This is a genomic window from Streptomyces sp. NPDC006235 (assembly GCF_040613735.1).
Lineage (GTDB): Bacteria > Actinomycetota > Actinomycetes > Streptomycetales > Streptomycetaceae > Streptomyces.
This window is the reverse complement of the sequence record NZ_JBEXSR010000005.1, coordinates 78,798-99,011: the sequence shown is the minus strand read 5'-3', so window position 1 is coordinate 99,011 and position 20,214 is coordinate 78,798. Positions and strand designations below refer to the sequence as shown.

General features: G+C 71.8%; 16 protein-coding genes and 1 pseudogene. 7 read left to right on the top strand and 10 right to left on the bottom strand.

Going from position 1 to position 20,214, the window contains the following annotated elements; translation table 11 throughout:
• Nucleotides 1-247: 247 nt before the first annotated feature.
• Both ABZ192_RS08045 and ABZ192_RS08040 read right to left on the bottom strand, forming a co-directional pair.
• On the bottom strand, nt 248-1,402 hold the full coding sequence (locus ABZ192_RS08045) for a M20 family metallopeptidase (RefSeq protein ID WP_356923681.1): 1,155 nt from the start codon (nt 1,400-1,402) through the stop codon (nt 248-250).
• A 66-nt stretch (nt 1,403-1,468) separates the two neighbouring features.
• Nucleotides 1,469-3,043 (bottom strand): AbgT family transporter, encoded by a 1,575-nt coding sequence (locus ABZ192_RS08040; protein WP_356923680.1) that lies wholly within the window; start codon nt 3,041-3,043, stop codon nt 1,469-1,471.
• 112 nt (nt 3,044-3,155) lie between these two features.
• Between ABZ192_RS08040 and ABZ192_RS08035 the strand changes: the two genes are divergently transcribed.
• Genes ABZ192_RS08035 through ABZ192_RS08025 form a run of 3 tightly spaced genes read left to right on the top strand, consistent with a single transcriptional unit; the run spans nt 3,156 to nt 6,254 of the window.
• Nucleotides 3,156-4,199 carry an Lrp/AsnC family transcriptional regulator gene (locus ABZ192_RS08035; protein WP_356923679.1) on the top strand — a complete coding sequence of 348 codons (1,044 nt, stop codon included), beginning with the start codon at nt 3,156-3,158 and terminating at the stop codon, nt 4,197-4,199.
• Nucleotides 4,186-5,580: a M20 family metallopeptidase gene (locus ABZ192_RS08030; protein ID WP_356923678.1), complete on the top strand. Its 1,395-nt coding sequence runs from the start codon at nt 4,186-4,188 to the stop codon at nt 5,578-5,580. The genes ABZ192_RS08035 and ABZ192_RS08030 overlap by 14 nt, the downstream gene beginning before the upstream one ends.
• Nucleotides 5,581-5,633: 53 nt before the next feature.
• Complete coding sequence (locus tag ABZ192_RS08025; protein ID WP_356923677.1) at nt 5,634-6,254, top strand: chorismate mutase; 621 nt, start codon at nt 5,634-5,636, stop codon at nt 6,252-6,254.
• 197 nt (nt 6,255-6,451) lie between these two features.
• Here ABZ192_RS08025 and ABZ192_RS08020 read toward each other — a convergent pair whose 3' ends face one another.
• Nucleotides 6,452-7,852, bottom strand: a complete 1,401-nt coding sequence (locus ABZ192_RS08020; protein ID WP_356923676.1) for an MFS transporter — start codon at nt 7,850-7,852, stop codon at nt 6,452-6,454.
• 142 nt (nt 7,853-7,994) lie between these two features.
• On the opposite strand from ABZ192_RS08020, the gene ABZ192_RS08015 reads away from it, so the two are divergent.
• Nucleotides 7,995-8,966: a WYL domain-containing protein gene (locus ABZ192_RS08015; RefSeq protein WP_356923675.1), complete on the top strand. Its 972-nt coding sequence runs from the start codon at nt 7,995-7,997 to the stop codon at nt 8,964-8,966.
• Nucleotides 8,967-9,009: 43 nt separating this feature from the next.
• On the opposite strand, the gene ABZ192_RS08010 is transcribed toward ABZ192_RS08015, so the two are convergent.
• The 4 genes and pseudogenes from ABZ192_RS08010 to ABZ192_RS07995 form a co-directional block, all read right to left on the bottom strand.
• On the bottom strand, nt 9,010-9,453 hold the full coding sequence (locus ABZ192_RS08010) for a DUF779 domain-containing protein (protein ID WP_356923674.1): 444 nt from the start codon (nt 9,451-9,453) through the stop codon (nt 9,010-9,012).
• Nucleotides 9,454-9,565: 112 nt separating this feature from the next.
• Nucleotides 9,566-9,778 (bottom strand): annotated as a pseudogene (locus ABZ192_RS08005) (MFS transporter); the annotation flags it as partial.
• A 180-nt stretch (nt 9,779-9,958) separates the two neighbouring features.
• Nucleotides 9,959-12,001: a CocE/NonD family hydrolase gene (locus tag ABZ192_RS08000; RefSeq protein ID WP_356923673.1), complete on the bottom strand. Its 2,043-nt coding sequence runs from the start codon at nt 11,999-12,001 to the stop codon at nt 9,959-9,961.
• Nucleotides 12,002-12,046: 45 nt separating this feature from the next.
• On the bottom strand, nt 12,047-13,342 hold the full coding sequence (locus ABZ192_RS07995; protein WP_356923672.1) for an ATP-grasp domain-containing protein: 1,296 nt from the start codon (nt 13,340-13,342) through the stop codon (nt 12,047-12,049).
• Between the two features lie 211 nt (nt 13,343-13,553).
• On the opposite strand from ABZ192_RS07995, the gene ABZ192_RS07990 reads away from it, so the two are divergent.
• On the top strand, nt 13,554-14,459 hold the full coding sequence (locus tag ABZ192_RS07990; RefSeq protein ID WP_356923671.1) for an SDR family oxidoreductase: 906 nt from the start codon (nt 13,554-13,556) through the stop codon (nt 14,457-14,459).
• On the opposite strand, the gene ABZ192_RS07985 is transcribed toward ABZ192_RS07990, so the two are convergent.
• The gene (locus ABZ192_RS07985) at nt 14,456-16,858 is read right to left on the bottom strand and encodes a SpoIIE family protein phosphatase (protein WP_356923670.1); all 2,403 of its coding nucleotides are present in this window, start codon (nt 16,856-16,858) and stop codon (nt 14,456-14,458) included. The two genes, ABZ192_RS07990 and ABZ192_RS07985, sit on opposite strands and share 4 nt — an antisense overlap.
• Before the next feature lie 97 nt (nt 16,859-16,955).
• On the bottom strand, nt 16,956-17,573 hold the full coding sequence (locus ABZ192_RS07980) for a LysE family translocator (protein ID WP_356923669.1): 618 nt from the start codon (nt 17,571-17,573) through the stop codon (nt 16,956-16,958).
• 111 nt (nt 17,574-17,684) lie between these two features.
• On the opposite strand from ABZ192_RS07980, the gene ABZ192_RS07975 reads away from it, so the two are divergent.
• Nucleotides 17,685-18,137, top strand: a complete 453-nt coding sequence (locus tag ABZ192_RS07975) for an Lrp/AsnC family transcriptional regulator (RefSeq protein WP_356923668.1) — start codon at nt 17,685-17,687, stop codon at nt 18,135-18,137.
• A 53-nt stretch (nt 18,138-18,190) separates the two neighbouring features.
• Here the strand turns inward: ABZ192_RS07975 and ABZ192_RS07970 are convergent, their stop codons facing one another.
• The gene (locus ABZ192_RS07970) at nt 18,191-19,141 is read right to left on the bottom strand and encodes an aminoglycoside phosphotransferase family protein (RefSeq protein WP_356923667.1); all 951 of its coding nucleotides are present in this window, start codon (nt 19,139-19,141) and stop codon (nt 18,191-18,193) included.
• 176 nt (nt 19,142-19,317) lie between these two features.
• Here ABZ192_RS07970 and ABZ192_RS07965 point away from each other — a divergent pair, with 176 nt between their 5' ends.
• On the top strand, nt 19,318-20,154 hold the full coding sequence (locus tag ABZ192_RS07965; RefSeq protein WP_356923666.1) for an alpha/beta hydrolase: 837 nt from the start codon (nt 19,318-19,320) through the stop codon (nt 20,152-20,154).
• Nucleotides 20,155-20,214 lie beyond the last annotated feature (60 nt).

Genomic DNA, 20,214 nt, shown 5'->3' with positions numbered 1-20,214 from the left:
CCCGTAAGAACGACTTGCGGGTCCAGGACGGGTGCGACGGTCTGTGGGGCTCGCTGTGCGGCACGGGCACTGCCTTTCCGCGTCAGACCCGCGTCGGTTCCTCGTCCGGGCCGGCGGGGCTGCGCGTGTGTGGGTTGGCATGGGCAGGCTAGAAAGCGCTTGCCGTCGCACCCTAGGCGAGGCCGCGTGAGGGCGTCCAGAGGTCGGGAGGCGTCCTCCGAACCGCGCCGCCTGGGCCAATCCGTGTCTACTCCGCCCCCGCCATGAGCAGCCCCGCCAACAGCGCCGTGCGCGGCGGGATGTGGTCCAGCAGGACGTGCTCGTGCCGTGCGTGGGCGCCGTCACCGACCGCGCCCAGGCCGTCGAGGACGGGACGCCCGAGCGCGGAGACGAAGTTGCCGTCGCTCGCCCCGCCGACGGCCGTCTCCCGCAGGGGCCACCCCAGCTCCTGCGCCGCCGCCTGCGCCCGCGCGAACAGGAGCCGGGAGGCGGGCGTCGGCACCATCGGGGGACGGTTCCAGCCGCCGGTGACCGCGACCCGGACCCGGGGGTCGGAGGGCGCGAGCGAGGACAGCGCGGTGTCGACGCGGGCCGCTTCGGCGGGGTCGGGGATGCGTACGTCGACGCCGCAGCTCGCCCGGCCGGCGACGACGTTGCGCCCGGTCCCGCCGCCGATCAGCCCGACGTTGACCGTCGTGCCCCGCTCCCGGCAGCCCAAGCCGGCCACACCGGTGACCAGTTCGGCGAGGGCGTGCACGGCACTCGCGCCCCGGTACGGATCGAGGCCCGCGTGCGCCTCCACGCCCTCCACCGTCACGTCGAAGAGGCCGACGCCCTTGCGGGACGTCTTCAGGGCGCCCTCCGGTCCGGCGGACGCCTCGCACACGAGCGTGGCCGCCGCGTCCTCGCTCAGCCGCTCGATGTGCGGGCGGGAGGCCGGGCTGCCGATCTCCTCGTCGCCGTTCAGGAACAGCCGCACCGACGGGCGCGGCAGGTCCAGTTCCCGCAGCAGGCGCAGCGCCCACACCGCCTGCATCAGACCGCACTTCATGTCGAACACGCCCGGCCCGGAGGCCCGCCCGTCCGCGCTCACCTGGAAGGGCCACTCGGCGAGGGTGCCGGCCGGCCACACCGTGTCGTAGTGGCACAGGACCAGCACGACCGCAGGCGATGTGCCCCGGTACAGCAGCTCCAGCATGTCGCCGTGCGGACCGCCGTCGTACCGCCGCGACTCGTCCGGCGGGCCGAGCCGGCCGTGGGTCCAGGCCTCGACCGCGGCGAGCCCGGCGGTCAGCAACTCCTTGTCGTCGCTGGGTGTCTCCAGCTCGACCAGCCTCCGCAGATCGCCGGTCATCTCCGGCAGGGCGGTCCGGGCCAGCGACTCGACACGGGTCAGGGACATGGACGGTCCTCCTCGTACGGGCGGAAGGGGCCGGGCGGAAGGGGCCGGTCGGGAGCGGCCGGTCGGTCAGCGGACGGGCACGCCCGGGCCCAGGGGAATGCCCAGCGCCCACCAGGCGTAGAACAGCAGCGTCCAGGCCACCAGCATGACCAGGCACAGCGGCAGGGTCAGCGACAGCAGCGTGCCGATGCCGGCCGAGCGCCGGTAGCGCTGGACGACGCCCAGGGTCATCACGAAGTAGGCGCTCATCGGGGTCGCCGCGTTGGTGCACGAGTCGGCGATGCGGTACACCGCCTGGGTCACCTCGGGCGGGATGTCGAGCAGCATGAACATCGGCACGAACACCGGGGAGACCAGGGCCCATTGGGCGGAGCCGCTGGTGACGAGCAGGTTGATGACCGTGCAGACCAGCAGGACGCCGAGGAACGCGACCGGGCCCGTGATGCCCGCCGACTTCAGCAGGCCCGCGCCCCGGATCGCGAGGACCTCGCCGACGCCGGTCCACTTGAAGTAGGCCAGGAACTGGGAGATGGCGAAGAACAGCACCAGGATCGGCGCCATCTCGCGCAGGCCCTTCGCCATCTGGTCGGGGATGTCCCGGCCGGTCCGTACGGTCCCGACCGTGCGCCCGTACACGGCGCCCACGATCAGGAACGCCACCGCCAGCACCACCGCGATGCCGGTGAGCACCGGCGACTGCACGATGCTGCCGCCCTCGCCCCGCAACGGTGACGAGGCCGGGATCATCGTCACCACGACCAGCGCGGCGTACGCCAGCAGCGCGAGACCCGCGTTGCGCAGGCCTCTGCGCTCCTCCGGGAGCAGCGTCAGCCCACCGACTTGCGTACCGGCGGCCTCGGGAGCGTCGTCCGGCTCCGGTTCCTCCGGCATCGCGGCCACCCGCCGGGCGATGACCTTCTCCGTGACGACGGTGACCACGACGGCCAGGACGACCGACGAGGCCACCGAGAAGAAGTAGTTGGACAGCGGGGTGACCACGTACGCGGGGTCGACCGTGTGCGCGGCGGCCGTCGTGAGCCCGGCCAGGATCGCGTCCGTCGGGGTGACCAGCGGGCTCGCGTCGTACCCGGCGGACACCGACACGAACGCCACCACGGCACCGAGCATCGGGCTGCGTCCCACCGCCCGGAACGCCATCGCGCCCAGCGGCACCAGCACCACGTAGGCCGCGTCGGACGCGACGTGCGCGACCATGGCCGTGAAGGCGAGCGTGAACGTCAGCCACCGGGCCGGGACCCGGGCCACGGCCGCCCGCAGCATCGCGGGCAGCAGCCCCGACCGGTCGGCGACCGCCACGCCGAGCATCACCACGAGGATCGTGCCGAGCGGCGGGAACGTGGCGTAGTTGGTCACCGCGTCGGAGATCATCATCCGCAGCCCCTCGCCCGAGACGAGGCTGCGCACCCCCACCGTCTTGCCGGTGGCGGGGTTGAGCGCCGAGGCGCCGATGGCCGACAGGAGCCAGCTGGCCAGCGCCAGGACGACGCTGAGCACGCCGAACAGCCAGAAGGGGTGGGGGAGTTTGTTGCCGAGGCGCTCGATGCGCCCCAGGGCGGCGAGCACCCGGGACAGCTGCTTCGAGGGGACGTCGGGCGGCGGGGGCGAAGTGGCGGTGGTCACGTCCCTATTGACGACCTACTTGACGAAATCATGCAAGTAAAAAGGTTGTTGCGGTCGTATCGTTCCTGTGAAGTCGCTGGTTGACGGATTCGTTCCGTGAAAGATGGGTCGCATGGAGAACGCTCTGGACGATGACGATCTCGACCTGGTCGCCGCGCTCCAGCGCGCACCGCGCGCCCCGCTCAGCCTGCTGGCCCAAGCGCTGGGCGTGTCGGCGAGCACCGTGGGACGGCGGCTGGCCAGGCTGGAGTCGAACCGGCTGCTGCGGGTGATCGGCCAGGTCGACCTGTCGGTCACCGGCGAGGGCACTCCCTGGCATGTGTGGGTCGCCGCGCCGGGACGGGCCGTCGACGTCGCCCGGCGGCTCGTCGAACTGCCCGAGGCGGCCCACGTCGCGGTCACCGCCGGGCAGGCGGACGTCTACTGCGTCGTCCAGCCCGCGCGCCGCACCGAGGCCCGCGACCTGCTCACCCGGCGCATCGCCACGCTCCCCGGCGTACGGTCCACCCGGACCGAACTCGTCCTGCGCGCGGACACCAAGTCCGACGCCTGGCGGCTGCCCCGGCTGACGGAGGACCAGCGCCGCCTGCTCGCCACCTACACCGCGGAGGAACGCGAGACGGACCCGGGCGGCACGGACCGGCCCGCCCGCCCCACCGGTGACGAACTGCGCACCCTGCGCCTGCTCGCCGCCGACGGACGGATGACCGCCGCGCAGGTCTCCCGCGAACTGGGCATCGGGCAGTCCACCGCCTACCGCGTCACCCAGTCGCTGCTCCAGCGCGGACTGGTCCGCCCCCGCGTGGAGATCGAGCCCGGACTGCTCGGCTACGCCCTGGAGGCGGTGGTCGCGCTGACCGTGTCGCCGGGCGGGGTGCGCGAGGCCGCCCGGACGCTCGCCCGGCATCCCTCCGCCCGGTACGTGTCGACCAACGCGGGCACGTTCTCCGTCGTCCACCAGGGCGTCTTCCGGGACGAGGAGGGACTCGCGGAGTTCCTCACCCGGGACTTGGCGGACCTGCCCGGGGTGATCTCCTTCGACGTCTGCGTGGTGCTCCAGGCACTGCGCAGGCACTGGCTCGACCGGGAGGACGGCCGCCTGGCCGCCGTACCCGGCCCGACGGACACCGGGAGCGGACGGCATGACGACACGTGAGAGCGCCATCGGCCTGGCGGAGGCCTACTACGACTCCGGCGGCTTCCTGGCCGACCTGCGGCGCCGGGTCGCGTTCCCGACGCAGAGCCCGCCGCCCGACGGCACGAGCCCGCTGCGCGCCTACCTGGCCGACGAACTCGCCCCCGCTGTACGCCGCCTCGGCGCCACCGTGCGGATCGTCGACAACCCGGTGCCGGACGCGGGCCCGTTCCTGCTCGCCCACCGGCACGAGGCCGACGGCCTGCCCACCGTCCTGGTCTACGGCCACGGCGACGTCGTCCCCGGCCAGGACGGCCGCTGGCGCACCGGCCTGTCCCCCTGGGAACTCGTCGTCGAGGGCGACCGCCTCTACGGGCGCGGCACCGCCGACAACAAGGGCCAGCACACCGTCAACCTGGCCGCGCTCGAACAGGTCCTGGCCGCGCGCGGAGGCCGGCTGGGCTTCAACCTGAAAGTGCTCGTGGAGACGGGGGAGGAGTCGGGCTCACCGGGCCTGCACGAGGTCTGCCGCCGACTGGCGGACGACCTGGCCGCCGACCTGCTCGTCGCCTCCGACGGTCCACGCCTCGCGGCCGGCCGCCCCACCCTGTTCCTCGGCTCCCGGGGCGCCGCCAACTTCCGTCTGCGCGTGGCCCTGCGCGAGGGCGCCCACCACTCGGGCAACTGGGGCGGCGCCCTGCGCAACCCCGCCACGGTGCTCGCCGGTGCCCTGGCCACCCTGGTCGACGCCCGGGGCCGCATCCTGGTGGAGGGACTGCGGCCGCCGGCGCTGCCCGGGCCCGTCGCGGCCGCCCTGGCGGACCTCACCGTGGGCGGCGGGGACGGCGACCCGGAGGTGGACACCGACTGGGGCGAGCCGGGCCTCAGCCCGGCCGAACGCGTCTTCGGCTGGAACACCCTGGAGGTCCTCACCCTGGCCGCCGGGGATCCCGCCAAGCCCGTCGGCGCCATCCCCGGCACCGCCCACGCCGACGTCCAGCTCCGCTTCGTCGTCGGCACGCCCTGGCGCGACCTCGGACGCATCGTCCGCGACCACCTCGACGCCCACGGCCTGTCCATGGTCGACGTCGAGGTGCTCCAGGCCGTCCCCGCGACCCGCCTCAGCCCGGACGACCCGTGGGTCCGCCGGGCCGTGGACTCCCTGCGGCACACCACCGGCAAGGAACCGGCCGTCCTGCCGAACCTCGGCGGCACCCTCCCCAACGACGCCTTCGCGGACCTCCTCGGCCTGCCCACCGTGTGGGTCCCGCACTCCCACCCCTCCTGCTCCCAACACGCCCCCGACGAACACCTTTTGGGGTCGGTGGCCCGCGAAGGGCTGCGCATCATGGCGGGGTTGTTCTGGGACCTCGGCGAACACGCGCCGGAGGTGGATCGGTAGGTTGCGGACAGCGCCGCGGTCCGGCGCCCTCGCCCCCACGGAAGGACACTGCTGTGCGCCCTCGACGTCTCCGGTCGGCCCGCACCCTCCTCGGCACCCTGACGGCCGCGGCCACTCTGGCCGTCGGTACGGCCGGCCCGGCCACCGCCGCGGAGCAGTCCGCTCCCGTACGTCACACGGCTGCCGCCGCGCACGGCCTGACGCCGGTGACCGAACTGCTCACCCAGCGGCTGCTGCTGGCCGACAAGGTCGCCGCCGCCAAGTACGGCACGGACACGCCGATCGACGACCCGGAGCGCGAGGTGCGGATCCTGGACGACGTCCGTGCCCGGGCGGCCGGCCTCGGCCTCGACCCGGATGCCGTGGCCGCCGTGTTCCGGGACCAGATCGAGGCGAACAAGCTGGTGCAGCGCGGCCTGTACGCCCGCTGGGAAGCCCACCCCGCCGAGCGCCCGACCGAGCGGCCCGACCTGGCCAAGGAAGTCCGCCCGGCCCTCGACCGCATCACCACCCAGCTGCTGGCCGCGCTCGACGGCACGGAACGGGCCCGGACCCTGCCGTCGTGCGGCCCGCGCCTGGCCACGGCCGCCGGCTGGTCCGCGTACACCCACCGGCTCGACCCGCTGCACCTGAAGGCGCTCGGGCGGGCACTGCCGTCGGTGTGCGCCGCGTAGTGGACGTCCCGGCCGGTCTCGACGGACCGGGCCGGATTCTCCAGTGCCGTGCGCGTGCCCGTCTCGTCGCCGGAGGCGGGCACGGCGCCGGGGATTCCCTTGGCCGGGGATCGCCGGCCGCGTTGACGTCGGCGCTCACCGGCGGGGCACCAGCCTTGCAGTGAATCACCGGCGGTGTGCTTTCCAGCCGTGTGGGTTCACTCGTCGACGTGCTCGGCCGCGGCTTTCGGGAGCGCGAGCATCACGAGCGCCGCCACGAGGTAGAGCACCGCGGTGACGACGAGGACGATGCTGAGCGCGTGACCGTAGACGGCCAGTCCTGGTGCAGCAGTCGTCGATCCGGTGACGGCGGCGAAGAAGATCGTTCCGAGAACGGCGATGCCGATGGCTCCGCCGATCTGGTTGACGGTGGAGAGGACGCCGCCCGCCGCGCCCGCGTTGCGTCCGGGGATACCGGCGAGTACGACATTGACGAGAATGGGTGCGGCGAGGCCGAGTCCGAGGCCGCCGATGAACAGGCCGAGGGCCAGGAGCCAGAACCCGGGATCGCTGCCGTCCCTGACGACGGTCAGGAGCACGAGCTGAGATGCCGCGATGGTGAGCGAGCCGGTGATCAGCAGGGCTCTGCCCGCCTTGGCGGCGAGAGCGACGCCGAGTCCTGAGGTGATGACCGAGCCGAGGGCGTAGGGCAGGATCACCAAGCCGGTCTCCCACGCGGTCCGGCCGGTGCCGAGCTGAAGGTAGACCGACAGCGTGAGGAAGAACGATCCGATACCGCCGAAGAAGAGCACGGAGGCGCTCAGGCCGATGGCGAAAGCGCGAATTCTGAGCAGGGCCGGGTCGAAGACGGGCTCGCCCCCACGGCCGGCGAGGCTGCGCTCGTATGCGAGGAAAAGGGTGAGCAGGATGATTCCGGCCGCCAGGAGGGCGTAGCTGACCGCGGTCCACCCCCACGTCTCGGTCTGGATGATCGGCAGCAGGACGAGCAGGATGCCCGAGGCCGCCAGTAGGGCACCCACGAGGTCCAGTCGCGCGGTGGAGGCGGAACGGGACTCCGGCAGGACCCTCGCCCCGATGGCGAGGGCGAGGATCGAGATGGGGACGTTGATCCAGAAGATGGTGCGCCACCCCAGATCGAACAGATCGGCCTCGACGAGGAGTCCGCCCAGCAGTGGGCCTGCGACCGATGCGAGCCCCTGGACGGCACCGTAGGCGCCGAATGCCTTGGCGCGCTCTGCCGGGGCGAAGGACGCTCGGATGACGCCGAAGACCTGCGGGACCATGATCCCCGCGGTCAGTCCTTGCGCGGCGCGCATGCCGATGAGCATTCCCGGAGTGACGGCAAGCGCGCAGAGCGCGGAGGTGACCATGAACCCGACCAGCCCGCTCATGAACAGGCGCTTGCGGCCGAACTGGTCACCGAGCCGTCCGCCAGTGATCAGTCCCGCGCCCAGGGCGAGGGTGTAGGCAGCGATCGTCCACTGGATCTGAGCGTCGCCGGCTCCCATGTCGCGGGCGATCGCGGGGGCCGCGACGGTGACGATCGTCGCGTCGACGAGGTCCATGAATGAGCTGAACAGCACGACCAGGAGCGCCACGTTCGCGCCTGCGCCGGAGATGGGTGCCGGGGGAGTGTCAGGGGCACGTGTGCCCTCTCGGGATGTCCGTGGAGTGGTCATGCCGGCCAGGATCACAGTTATAGTTGCCATCGAATGACCGCTTTCCCGGGGGGGCGGGATCATGGCTGTGACCTCCGCGCGGACGCTCAAGCTGCTGTCGATCCTCGGTATCGGCGCCACCCTGACCGCCGAGGAGCTCGCCGAAAGGCTCGGAGTCTCCCTTCGGACCGTGCGACGCGACATCGACACGCTCAGAGAGCTTGGGTACGAGATCGAGGCCGTGCGCGGGGTGGGCGGAGGCTACCGGCTCGGCCGCGTCACCCGCTTGCCGCCGGTCGTCTTCGACGAGGACCAAGCAGTCGCCGCGGCCGTCGCACTCCAGACCGTCCCCACGATCCTCTCCGGCATCCGCGAGAACTCGGCACGCGCCCTCGCCACGTTGCAGCAGGCGATGCCCGCCCGCAGCCGCATCCGCACCGAGTCGTTCAGCGTCTCCGTAGCGCGCAACTACTGGGAATTCCCCGCACCACCCATCGATGCCGAGACCGTCCGCCTCATCGGCGGCGCGATCAACCGGCAGCACGTCGTTCGCGTGGACTACACCGGCGAGGACCAACCGGCGACGCTCACGCTGGAACCGCACGACCTGGTCGTGTGGGCGGCACGGTGGTACCTCGTCGCGTTCGAACCGGACGCGGACCGATGGCGCGCGATGCGCGTCGACCGCCTCGAGCCACGCATGCCCACGGGGAGAACCTTCGACCGCCGCGACGTCCCGCACGGCGACGCGGTCGCATTCGTCATGAGCACGCACGACCGCGGCGACACCCTGGCGGAATGGCCCTGCTGCGGATCGGCGCTCGTCGCGCTACCTGCGCCCGTTGTCGCCCGGTTCGCCCCCGGCGGGTCGACGGTCGAGCACGACACCGACTCCAGCTGCCGACTCACGCTCGGTGCGTGGTCATGGGCAGGGCTGGCAGGACTGCTCCTGACCTTCGACGCCGACGTCACAGACATCGAACCGGCACAACTCAGGCAGGCGCTGCGCTCCCTGCGCACCCGCATCGACGAAGGACTCAAGTGTGCTACGTGAGTTCAAGGGGATGTGTCCGAGCCGGGGACTGTTACGCGCGCGCCTAGGCGACCTCGTCCGCCCCGGTCGGCAGAGGCGGTTCCGACTCGATGCGGCGCAGTTCCTCGTCGGTGAGGAGGCGGGAGCGGAGCAGGAAGCGCACGCCTTCCGGGGCCTCCAGGGAGAAGCCGCTGCCGCGGCCGGGGACCACGTCCACGGTGAGGTGGGTGTGCGACCAGTACGCGAACTGGTCCCCGCTCATCCAGAACGGGGTGTCCCCGGCCACGTGCCCCAGCAGGACATCACCGGCGCCGACCCGGAACTCGCCCCGCGGGTAGCACATCGGGGCGCTGCCGTCGCAGCAGCCGCCGGACTGGTGGAACATCACCGGCCCGTGCGTCCCGGTCAGCCGTCGCAGCAGGTCCTCGGCGGCGGGCGTCAGTTCGACGCGTCCCGTGCGCGCGGTCGTCGGCAGCACGCCGGGGTCGGGGGCGGGTGAGTCGGTCATGGGGTACCTCCCTGCGGTAGGGGTGCCCCGCCATGGTCGCCCGGAAGGGTCCGTCTCGAAAACCCGTCGTCCCGGGGAGCGTCAGCCCGCACGCCGCATGTGCCGGCGGATTGCTGACCAGGAGCATGCGGCGCTTGCCGAACATGTCGCCGAGGCGTCCGACGACCGGGGTGGTGACGGCGGCGGCGAGCAGGGTGGCGGTGACCACCCAGGCGGCGTTCGACGGCGAGGCGTGCAGGTACTCCGGCAGCTCGGGGACGATCGGGATGATCAGGGTCTGCATCAGCGAGATCACGATCCCGGCGAGGGCGAGCACCGCGACCACGGCATTCGGTCTGGGCGGTCCGGGTGGTGTGGGAGGCCCCGGCCTTCGCGTGGCGGGTGGGGGTGTCGGACATGGCGGGGCCTCCGTGGAGCCGGAGAGCAAGTTGCTTGACTTAGGCAAGCAGATATCTATTGCCTAAGTCAAGCAACTTCACTCGCTCCGGTCCGCTCCACCCCCCCGCTACAGCAGGTCGCGCGGGACCTTCTCGTTCCAGGTGCGGGAGAACACCCGGCGATCGGCTTCGTACGCGTCCAGGGTCGCGTCCACGAAGAAGTCCGAGTCGTCACAGCTCAGCCGGGTGTGCGTCACCACCCGCACGTCCCAGTCGTCCCGCTGGAACCGCATGGTCCACGTGGACTCGCCGCTGACCGAGGTGAAGTCGTCGGCGACCGCCGTGTAGCGCTCGCGGGCGCGGCGCCCCGCCTCCATGTTGATGTCCTCGAAGCGGACGGTGCCCCGGTCCTTCACGATGTCCAGCTCGGAGTGGTAGCCGATCAGGTCCCGCTTGACTTCCCAGCGCTCCTCCGGGGGCGTCACCTGGCTGGTGGCGATCGGGGGAGTGCCCTCGGGTTCGCCGAAGGGGGACGCCGGCACCTCGTCCGGTTCCTCCACCGGCCGCACCGGCAGGGTGAGCGTGCTGGAGTGCTCGTGGACGCTCAGCAGGGCGGGCTTCGGCGGCGGCCAGGCCAGCGGCCAGTAGGACGTGGACAGGGAGAGCCGGATGCGGTGGCCGGGCGGGAACGCCTGCGCCACTCCGTTCAGCGGGACCGTGGCGCGGTAGCGGCGGCCCGGCTCCAGCGGCTCGGGGGACTCCGTGCCGTCGCGGCGGGTAAGGTTCAGGATGCCGTACGAGACACGGGTCGCGGAGCCGTCCGGGCTCACGTCGGACAGCCGGGCGGCCACCATGGCGACCGGTTCGCTGACCGACAGGTCGAGTTCCACGGTCGGTGAGCCGAGGATCTCCACCTGCTCGGTCAGCGGCTCGGTGTCGAAGACGAGGGAACCGCCGTCCTCCTCGCGCTGGTCGTACGGCAGGTCCGGGGGCGCGTTGTAGGAGGCCCACTTGCCCGCGAACTGGCCCACGGACAGCGGCGACTGCACGGTCAGCGCGTCGCCGTCGGGGGTGTCCCCGCCGTCCGCCGCCTCCCGCGGGGGTCCGATCGTGTGCCGGGTGAGCGGATGAACGGTCTGCCGGATGTGCGGAGAGGGCCATTCCGGCTCGCCGACCCAGCGTCCCGGCCGCTCCTCGTACGCGGTGGAGGGCGGCACGCTGTCCTGCATCCACGTCTGCAGCATGGGGCCGTCCATCACACCGTTGTCGACGCCCTTGAGCCAGTGGTCCCACCACCGGACGAGCTCCTGGAGGTAGCCGATGGCGGGGCCGGGCTCCCCGAGGTGGGGGAACTTGTGCGACCAGGGGCCGATCAGCCCCTTGCGGGGCACGTCCAGGTGGCCGAGCAGCCGGGTCACGGCGTTGGAGTAGCCGTCCGCCCAGCCGCTGGAGGCCAGGACCGGGCAGCGCACGCTGCTGTAGTCCTCGCACACCGAGGCGTGCCGCCAGTAGTCGTCCCGGCGCTGGTGGCGCAGCCACTGCAGGACCCAGGGCTCGGTGTGCTCCAGCCGCTCCTGCCACATCTCGCGCCAGGAGTCGCCGACCACGGCCGGGTCGGGCGGACAGGTGCCGTAGGCGAACATCGTCCCCGCCTCGGCCAGGTTGTCCGACAGCAGGGCGCCGCCCATGTAGTGCATGTCGTCGGCGTGCCGGTCGTCGGTGAAGGAGGCGATGGCGATGGCCTTCAGACCCGGCGGCTGCCGGGCCGCAACCTGGAGCGCCGCGAACGCGCCCCAGGAGATGCCCATCATGCCCGCCCCGCCGTCACACCAGGGCTGCTCCGTCAGCCAGGCCAGCACCTCCTCGGCGTCCGCCTGCTCCCGCTCCAGGTACTCGTCCCGCAGCACGCCCTCCGAGTCGCCGGTGCCGCGCAGGTCGACGCGGACACAGGCGTAACCGTGACCCGCCAGGTACGGGTGGTGGATCGAATCGCGTACGGCCGTCAGATCGCGCTTGCGGTACGGGATGTACTCCAGCACCGCGGGCACCGGCTCGTGGTCGGAGGAGGTCGGGCGCCAGATGTGCGCGGAGAGCCGGACCCCGTCGGACATCGGGATCGTGACGTGCTCTTCTTCCTTCGTCGCGTACGGCAGGTTGGTCACGTAACGCATGGAACCCACGTGCTCCTTACTGTCGGGGTTCACTCCGGCCGGGCTTCACTCCTGCGGGGGTTCGTCAAAGACGAGGCCCAGTTCGGCCACGCAGTGGTCGAACTTCTCCCGCAGTTCCGCCTCGTCGGCCCCGCCGGTGTAGATGTGCGCCAACTCGTAGCTGTAGCTGTCCTGTCCGGGGAGGTCCGAGAGCCGGGTGCCCTCCTCGGGGACCACCTCGATGCGCACGCCCGGCGTCTCCCGCTCGATGCGGGCGATCTCCTCGGGCCCGGGCACCCGGCGCACCAGACCGTCGGTGAACCAGCGGTGGTACCACTTCGCCGCCATCGCGTACGGGCCCTCGCGGTGCGGCATGCGCGGGTCCTCGCCGAGCGCGAGGCTCACCATGCAGTGGTGGTTGGGGACGCCGTCGACGTACTGGAACAGTTCCGCGTGCGACTGGGAGTGCCGGGGGTTGATCTCCAGCAGGTTGATCGACTGCGTCTTCGGGTCGTAGAAGTACTCGATGCTGAAGGTGGCCGAGTCCATGCCGATCTGCCGCATCACCCGCTCCGAGACGTCGTGGAGCTCCGCGATGACCGCAGGCGGCAGCGTCGAGGGGTACTGGTGGCGCAGGAAGCAGGGGGAGTCCGGGTACTGGATGGAGTCCAGCACTCCGTAGACGGTCACCTCGCCCTGGTGCGTGTAGCCCTCGACGGCGACCTGGACGCCGGACATCGCCTCCTCGGCCAGACAGACCCGGCCGCCGACGCCGTCCATCTCCGGGGGCAGGTCGATGCGTTCGAGGATGTGCTCGAAGGGGCGGCCGATACGGGAGATGCCCTCGCGGATCTCGGTGACGGCCTTGCGGAACTCCTCTTCGTCATCGACTCCGAAGGCGAGTTCCGACGAGTAGGAGAGCGCGGGCTTGACCCACATCGGGAAGGTCACCTTCTCGGGCGGCCGCGGCGGCTCGGCCGACAGGTCGACCCGGTCGAAGGCCGGGTGCCGGTCGGTCGCCTTCTGCTGCTCGAGACGGCTCCAGTACTTGTGCTCGCACTTGACCACCGACTCCAGGCTCGTGCTCCGCGTCCCGTAGCGCTCGCTCAGCATCGGCACGAGGGTGCTGACCGGGAAGTCCCAGTAGCCGACGATCGCGTCGATGCTGCCGTCGAAGGCGTCCAGCACCTCCCGGGCCTTGTCGAACAGCGTCGGCAGGTGCACCTCGCCGTACTGCAGTTCCTCGATGGTCAGCAGCTGGTGAAAGCGCAGCCGGTCAGCTCCGGGAACCGCCTTCAGCGTGGGCAGATTGGCCTCGTCGAGCCCGATCACGAAGACGTTCTTCACCGTCTCGGCAGACACGGATCTCCTTCCGACAGGAGGCCCTCCGGCCGGGCCTTCCAAGATCGACTGAGTACCCCTCGCGGGTGCGGCCATGCCGGTCGGCGCGGCACCGGCCGGGCGGCGACGGGGAACATGCCTGCCGCCGATGTGGGCACGCGGTGCGGGGAGGAAACGGCGTGACCTGAGGTGAACGGCCGCGCCGTGGACGACACCGACGAGAGGAAATCCCGTGCAGCCCGAGCAGGAACGGTCCGCACCACAGGTCGTGTCCGAGCCCGACCCGCCCTACGACTCCGACAAGCAGCAACGGCCCGGCCTCGAGGCCGACATGCGCACCCCGCCGCGCTACCGGGCGAGCCGCTACCGGGCCAGCGGGAAGCTGGAGGGCAAGGCCGCGCTGATCACCGGCGGCGACTCGGGCATCGGGCGGGCGGTGGCGCTGCTGTACGCGCGGGAGGGCGCCGACGTCGCCATCGTCTATCTGCCCGAGGAGCAGGTGGACGCGGAGCGGGTCCGGCGCGAGGTGGAGGAGCAGGGCCGGCGCTGTCTGCTGCTGCCGGGCCAGCTCACCGACCCGGAGTTCTGCCGTGAGGCCGTCGAGCGGACGGCGGCGGAGCTCGGCGGGCTGAACATCCTGGTGAGCAACGCCGCGTACCTCAACAGCAAGCTCGAACTCGACCAGTTGACCGCCGAGGACTTCGACCGGACGTTCAAGACGAACGTCTATGCGTACTTCCACCTGCTCATGGCGGCGCTGCCGCACCTGGAGCCGGGCGACGCCGTCATCGCCACCGCGACCGAAGAGGCGCTCAAGGGCAGTACGACGATGATCGACTACGCGGCGTCGAAGGCCGCGCTGATCACCCTGACCAAGTCCGTCGCCGTGCACCTGGCCAAGCGCGGTGTGCGCGCGAACGTCGTCGCGCCGGGCCCGACCTGGACGCCGCTCAACGAGGCGGACCAGCACATGCCGCCGGACGGGCTCGCCCAGATCGGCAGCGAGGCCCCGCTCGAACGCGCGGCCCAGCCGGAGGAGATCGCACCGACGTACGTCTACCTCGCCTCCGACGCCGACTCCAGCTACACGGTCGGCGAGGTCATCGCGGTGACCGGCGGCATCGTCGACACACGCTAGAGCTCCGCGGGCAGTGCCTGTTCCGCCCAGATGGTCTTGCCCGTGGACGTCTGGCGGCTGCCCCAGCGTTCGGCGAGCTGGGCGACCAGCAGCAGTCCGCGCCCGCCCTCGTCGAACACGCGGGCCCGGCGCAGGTGGGGTGCGGTGCTGCTGCCGTCGGACACCTCGCAGATGAGGGCCGAGTCGCGGATCAGGCGCAGTTCGATGGGCGGGCCGCCGTACCGCAGCGCGTTGGTGACCAGCTCGCTGACGATCAGTTCCGTGGTGAACTCCGCCTCCGCCAGCCCCCAGGCGGTCAGTTGCTCGCCGGCCATCTTGCGGGCCCGGGCCACGGCCGTGGGCTCGGGCGGCAGTTGCCAGGTGCGCACCTTGCCGGTGCCGAGCGCGGAGGTCCGGGCCAGCATCAGCACGATGTCGTCGGCGGGACGGCCGGTCAGCACGGTGCGCAGCACCTGCTCGCAGGTCTCCTCCAGCGCCTCGGCAGGGTCGGCCAGCGCCTCGCGGAGCAGGGTGAGCCCGACGTCCATGTCGTGGTCGGCGGCCTTGAGCAACCCGTCGGTGTAGAGCGCGAGCAGGCTGTTCTCCGCCAGCTCCACCTCGACGGCTTCGAACGGCAGGCCGCCCAGGCCCAGCGGGGGCCCGGTCGGCACCTCCAGGAACCGTACGGCACCGTCGGGCGTGACCAGGGCGGGCGGCGGATGCCCGGCCCGGGCCATCGTGCAGCGACGGGACACCGGGTCGTACACGGCGTACAGGCAGGTGGCGCCGACCTGCCCCGACGCCTCCGCCGACCGCCCGCGCGCCTCCGGGCCCTCTTCCCGGTCGATCCGGACGACGAGGTCGTCCAGCTGGGTGAGCAGCTCGTCGGGGGCGAGATCGACGTCCGCGAGCGTCCGTACTGCGGTCCGCAGCCGGCCCATCGTGGCCGAGGCGTGGATGCCGTGCCCCACCACGTCGCCCACGACGAGGGCGACCCGGGTGCCGGACAGCGGGATCACGTCGAACCAGTCGCCGCCGATGTCCGCTCCGGAACCGGCCGGCAGATAGCGGTAGGCGACCCGCATCGCCGCCAGGTCCGGTGGCCGGTCGGGCAGGAGGCTGCGCTGGAGCGCCAGCGCCGTCCGGCGTTCCCGGGTGTAGCGGCGGGCGTTGTCCACGCTCACCGCCGCCCTGGTGACGATCTCCTGTGCGAGCAGCAGATCGTCCTCGCTGAACGACTCCGGCGTCCGGTGCCGCAGGAAGTGCACCAGCCCCAGGGTCACCCCGCGGGCGCGCAGCGGCACCATCATCACCGAGTGGATCATGTGCCTGCCCACCGACTCCTCGCGCGCCGGGGAGGACCTGATCCACTCCCGCAGCCCCGGATCCCCGGGCCGGTTCCGGGAGCCGCGGCCGGCGACCAGCGTCCGCACCGGGAGCGAGTCCACGGGGTAGAGCGTGGCGTCGCCCGAGGCGACCACCGACTCCGGGCAGCCCTCCAGAACCGACCGCTGGGCGGTGCGCCGCACGGTGACCGGCGCGTCCGGCAGCACCGGTTCCGGCTCGTCGCCCAGGGTGACGGACTCCAGCAGGTCCACGGTGACGAAGTCCGCGAACCCGCTGACGGCCACCTCGGCCAGTTCCTCGGCCGTGCGGGTCACGTCCAGCGTGGTCCCGATCCGCAGGCTCGCGTCGTTGAGCACCGCCAGCCGGCGGCGGGCCCAGTCCTGCTCCGTGGTGTCGAACACGGTCGCGGACATGCCCTGCACCGCGCCGGTCTCGTCCGTCAGCGGCGACATGAACATCGACCAGGCGTGGCGCCGGGTCTCGCCCGGGGCCGTGCCGTGCTGCTCGTGGAAGATCGTCTCGCCGGTGCGCAGGACCTCGCGCTGCAGCCGGTCGTACTCGTCGAAGGGCGGGCCGGGCTCGATCTCCCGGAGCGTCAGGCCCTTCATCTCCTCCTCGGACCGGCCCATCACCTGGGTCATGATCTCGTTGGCGGCCACCAGCCGGGCGTCACGGTCGTAGACCGCCACCGGCACGGGGAGCTGCGCGAGCGTCAGGTCCCACAGGGTCAGGGCTCCGTGCCCGGCCCGCCTCGCCGTGTGCGCCAGTGCGGTGCCGGTGACGAGCCAGAGCCCTCTGCGGTCCGCGTCCAGCAGCGGCGTGCCGTGCAGCCGGACCACGACCCGGTCGCCGTCCCGGTGCCGCAGCGCCACCTCACCGGCCCATCGCTGCCCGTCGGCCACGTGACGTCGGGTGGAACCGGGCAGGCCGGCGGCGAGCAGGCGGGTGACGGCCCGGCCCACAACCTCCTCGGGTTCGTATCCGAGCAGCCGTCGGGCGCCGTCGCTCCACACCGCGATCACCCCACGGGCGTCGACGACGACCGCCATGTCCTCCGGTACGCGTCCTTGCACGGTGCCTCCGGATGTGACGCCCCTGCCGCTTCCCCGGTCATCATCTCAGGTAGGTCCGCCGGGGACCCCTCGCCGGATTGCCGGGGTGCATTCACCGTCAGCGGGCCAGTTGCTCCACCAGCAGGAAGCCGCCGATGACGATCATCATCGCGCCGGAGACGCGGGTGACCGCCCTGGCCGCCGCGGGCCTGGTCTTCAGCACGGTGCGGGCCAGGACTGCGACGGTGAGGTAGACGACGGCGCAGGCGGTCATGTGCAGGGTGCCGAGCAGGCCGGTCTGCGTGGCGACCGGCCAGCCGCCCGCGGGGTCGACGAACTGCGGGAACAGCGAGAAGTACAGCAGCAGTGCCTTCGGGTTGAGCCCGCTGATCCCGGCTCCCCTGAGCATGGTCCGCAAGCGGGAGGAGCCCACGTCGCCCTCGGAGGCCGTCAGGACGGCCGGTTGCCTGAGCACGCCGCAGCCGAGCCACACCAGGTAGCCGGCCCCGGCCACGGTCAGCGCGGTGAGCAGGGCCGCGGAGTTCGCCACGATCACCACCAGGCCCGCGACCGCGAGCAGGGTGTATCCCGCGTATCCCGCGACCAGCCCGGCGACCGCCGGGACGACCGACCGGCCCCTGATGCCCGCGGTGATCGCGTAGGCCCAGTCCGCGCCGGGGGTGAACACCAGCAGCAGATCCACTGCCAGAAAGGCCGCCAGTGTCGTCGTATCCATGGACCGGTCCCTCTCACGTGATTTGTCGCGAGGGGAAGGCTAGGCCGGATCAGCCCGAAAGTGTTCCCTGATTTACTCCTTGATCGCGGGTTCTGGGGCAGAATCTCCTCCATGGATGCCCTGGACCGGAAAATTCTTACCGAGCTCCAGCTGGACGGCCGTCTCACGGTCACCGAGCTGGCCGCCCGGGTAAAGCTGAGCGTCTCGCCCTGCCACCGCCGCCTGCGCGACCTCGAACGCGAAGGCGCGATCCGCGGCTACCGGGCGGTCGTGGACCCGGCCGCCGTGGGCCTCCATTTCGAAGCCCTCGTCTTCGTCACCCTGCACTGGGAGGACGCCGACACCGTCTCCGCGTTCGAAGAGGGCGTGGCCGCCGTCCCGCACGTGCTCCAGGCGCAGCGCCTGTTCGGCGACCCCGACTACCTCCTGCGCGTCGCCACCACCGACCTGGCCGCCTTCCAGCAGCTCTACGACCGGCAGCTCGCCCGGCTGCCGGGCGTCCAGCGCCTGAACTCCACCCTCGTCATGAAACACGTCGTCGACGACCGGCCCCTGCCCGAGTGAGCAGGGCCGGCCGCCCGGCGCTCAGCCGCCGAGCAGAGCCGGCCGCCGCTCGCTCAGCCGCCCAGGCCACCGGCGAACGGCATCGTCCGCCACTGTTCGACGGCCGGCTGCAACGCGTCCACGAGCATGGGCAGTTGGGGCGCGAGCGCGAGACACGCCACCGCGCGGGACATCCCCACGGCGTTGACGAGGCGCAGGACACCCTCGTCCAGCCGCCGAAGACCCCGCCGTTCGGCGGCCGCGTTGTAGGCGGCCTCGCACGCGGGGCCGAGAGCCGCCAGGTCCCACTCGACCGGTCCGAACGTGGTCAGCTCGAAGTCGGAGTACAGCTCCCCGTCCTTGGCGGAGACGATGTTGGCCGCGGGGGAGTCACCGTGGAGCGTCTGGAACTCGATGCCCGGGAACGCCGTCTCGAACCCCGCGCGTGAGCTGATGACGGGCTCCAGGACCTCCCACTCGCGCCGCGCCCGGTCCAGGTCGGCCGGCGCCAGCAGGTCGGGCCGCCCGTCGAGTGCGGCAAGTCCCTCGGAGACGAACCGGGGTTCCGCCGCCGACAGGAACGGCAGCTCGCCCGGGTACGAGCGCAGTGCGGCGTGCAGGTCGGCGACCAGGCCGGCGTTGTGCACGTAATCGGGCTCCACGCTCTGGTCCAGCTCGACGAACTGCCAGAACGTCATCGAGAAATCGTCACGCAGCACCGGCTCCCGCGGCACCAGCGGGCTCGGCGGAATCACCGGGTGCCCCTGGTCCGCGAGCCACCCCGCCACATCGAGCTCCAGCCGCTGCCGCGCCGCCTGGGACTCGGGACCGGAGTACGACGGCAAGACGGTCGGCACCCGCACCACCACGGGCGACGGGGCGAGATGCACCACGACCGAGAACACGTCGTAGAGCACCCTCGCGTCGGTCACCGTGAGCCCCAGATCACGACCCGAGGCGACGGCCGCCGCGAGGGCACGGGACGTGCGGGCCTCGATCTGATCGGACGTCACAAACCCTTCCATGCCGACGATGTTGTCACACCGGCCAGGGCCGGGCGACACATTAACGGCCCTGTGAACAGGGTCTCCCGTGCGCCCCCGGTCAAGAACCGGTGCGCTGCCCGGCAACCGGTCCCGCGGCCCCGGGTCTAGCGTGGCAAGGTCCGTCACCAGCCACCCCGGAACGAGGAAACCAGCGCATGCCCTACATCACCGTGGGCCAGGAGAACTCCACCGCCATAGACGTGTACTACGAGGACCACGGATCCGGGCAGCCGGTCGTCCTCATCCACGGCTTTCCGCTCGACGGCCACTCCTGGGAGCGGCAGAGCGCCGTGCTGCTCGACGCCGGCTACCGCGTGATCACCTACGACCGGCGCGGTTTCGGGCAGTCCTCGCAGCCGACGACCGGCTACGACTACGACACCTTCGCCGCCGACCTGAACACCGTGATGGAGACCCTCGACCTGCGAGACGCCGTCCTCGTCGGCTTCTCGATGGGCACCGGCGAGGTCGCCCGGTACGTGTCCCGGTACGGCTCCGGACGGGTCGCCAAGGTCGCCTTCCTCGCCTCGCTGGAGCCCTGCCTGCTCAAGTCCGACGACAACCCGCAGGGGGTCGCCCCGAAGGAGTTCTTCGACGGGATCGTCGCGGCCGTCAAGGCGGACCGCTACGCGTACTACACGGACTTCTACAAGGACTTCTACAACCTCGACGAGAACCTCGGCACCAGGATCAGCGAGGAGGCCGTCCGCAACAGCTGGAACGTCGCCGCGGGCGGCGGCTTCTTCGCGGCGGCCGCCGCGCCGTCGACCTGGTACACCGACTTCCGGGCCGACATCCCGAAGATCGACGTGCCGGCCCTGATCCTGCACGGCACGGGCGACCGCATCCTGCCCGTGGAGGGCACCGCCCGGCCGTTCCACCAGGCGCTTGCGTCCGCCGACTACGTCGAGATCGAGGGCGCCCCGCACGGTCTGCTCTGGACCCACGCGGAGGAGGTCAACTCGGCGCTGCTCGCCTTCCTGGAGAAGTGATCACCCCCGGGCCGGGATGGTGACATCGTCAAGGCCGGCAGCGCATCTTCAGCTGCCGGC

Coding starts and splice junctions, on each gene's coding strand:
- ABZ192_RS08015 (WP_356923675.1), top strand. CDS start 7,995: ATGGCTGTGACCTCCGCGCGGACGCTCAAGCTGCTGTCGATCCTCGGT.
- ABZ192_RS08000 (WP_356923673.1), bottom strand. CDS start 12,001: ATGCGTTACGTGACCAACCTGCCGTACGCGACGAAGGAAGAAGAGCAC.
- ABZ192_RS07980 (WP_356923669.1), bottom strand. CDS start 17,573: ATGGATACGACGACACTGGCGGCCTTTCTGGCAGTGGATCTGCTGCTG.
- ABZ192_RS07970 (WP_356923667.1), bottom strand. CDS start 19,141: ATGGAAGGGTTTGTGACGTCCGATCAGATCGAGGCCCGCACGTCCCGT.
- ABZ192_RS08035 (WP_356923679.1), top strand. CDS start 3,156: ATGGAGAACGCTCTGGACGATGACGATCTCGACCTGGTCGCCGCGCTC.
- ABZ192_RS07965 (WP_356923666.1), top strand. CDS start 19,318: ATGCCCTACATCACCGTGGGCCAGGAGAACTCCACCGCCATAGACGTG.
- ABZ192_RS08010 (WP_356923674.1), bottom strand. CDS start 9,453: ATGACCGACTCACCCGCCCCCGACCCCGGCGTGCTGCCGACGACCGCG.
- ABZ192_RS08030 (WP_356923678.1), top strand. CDS start 4,186: ATGACGACACGTGAGAGCGCCATCGGCCTGGCGGAGGCCTACTACGAC.
- ABZ192_RS07975 (WP_356923668.1), top strand. CDS start 17,685: ATGGATGCCCTGGACCGGAAAATTCTTACCGAGCTCCAGCTGGACGGC.
- ABZ192_RS08045 (WP_356923681.1), bottom strand. CDS start 1,402: ATGTCCCTGACCCGTGTCGAGTCGCTGGCCCGGACCGCCCTGCCGGAG.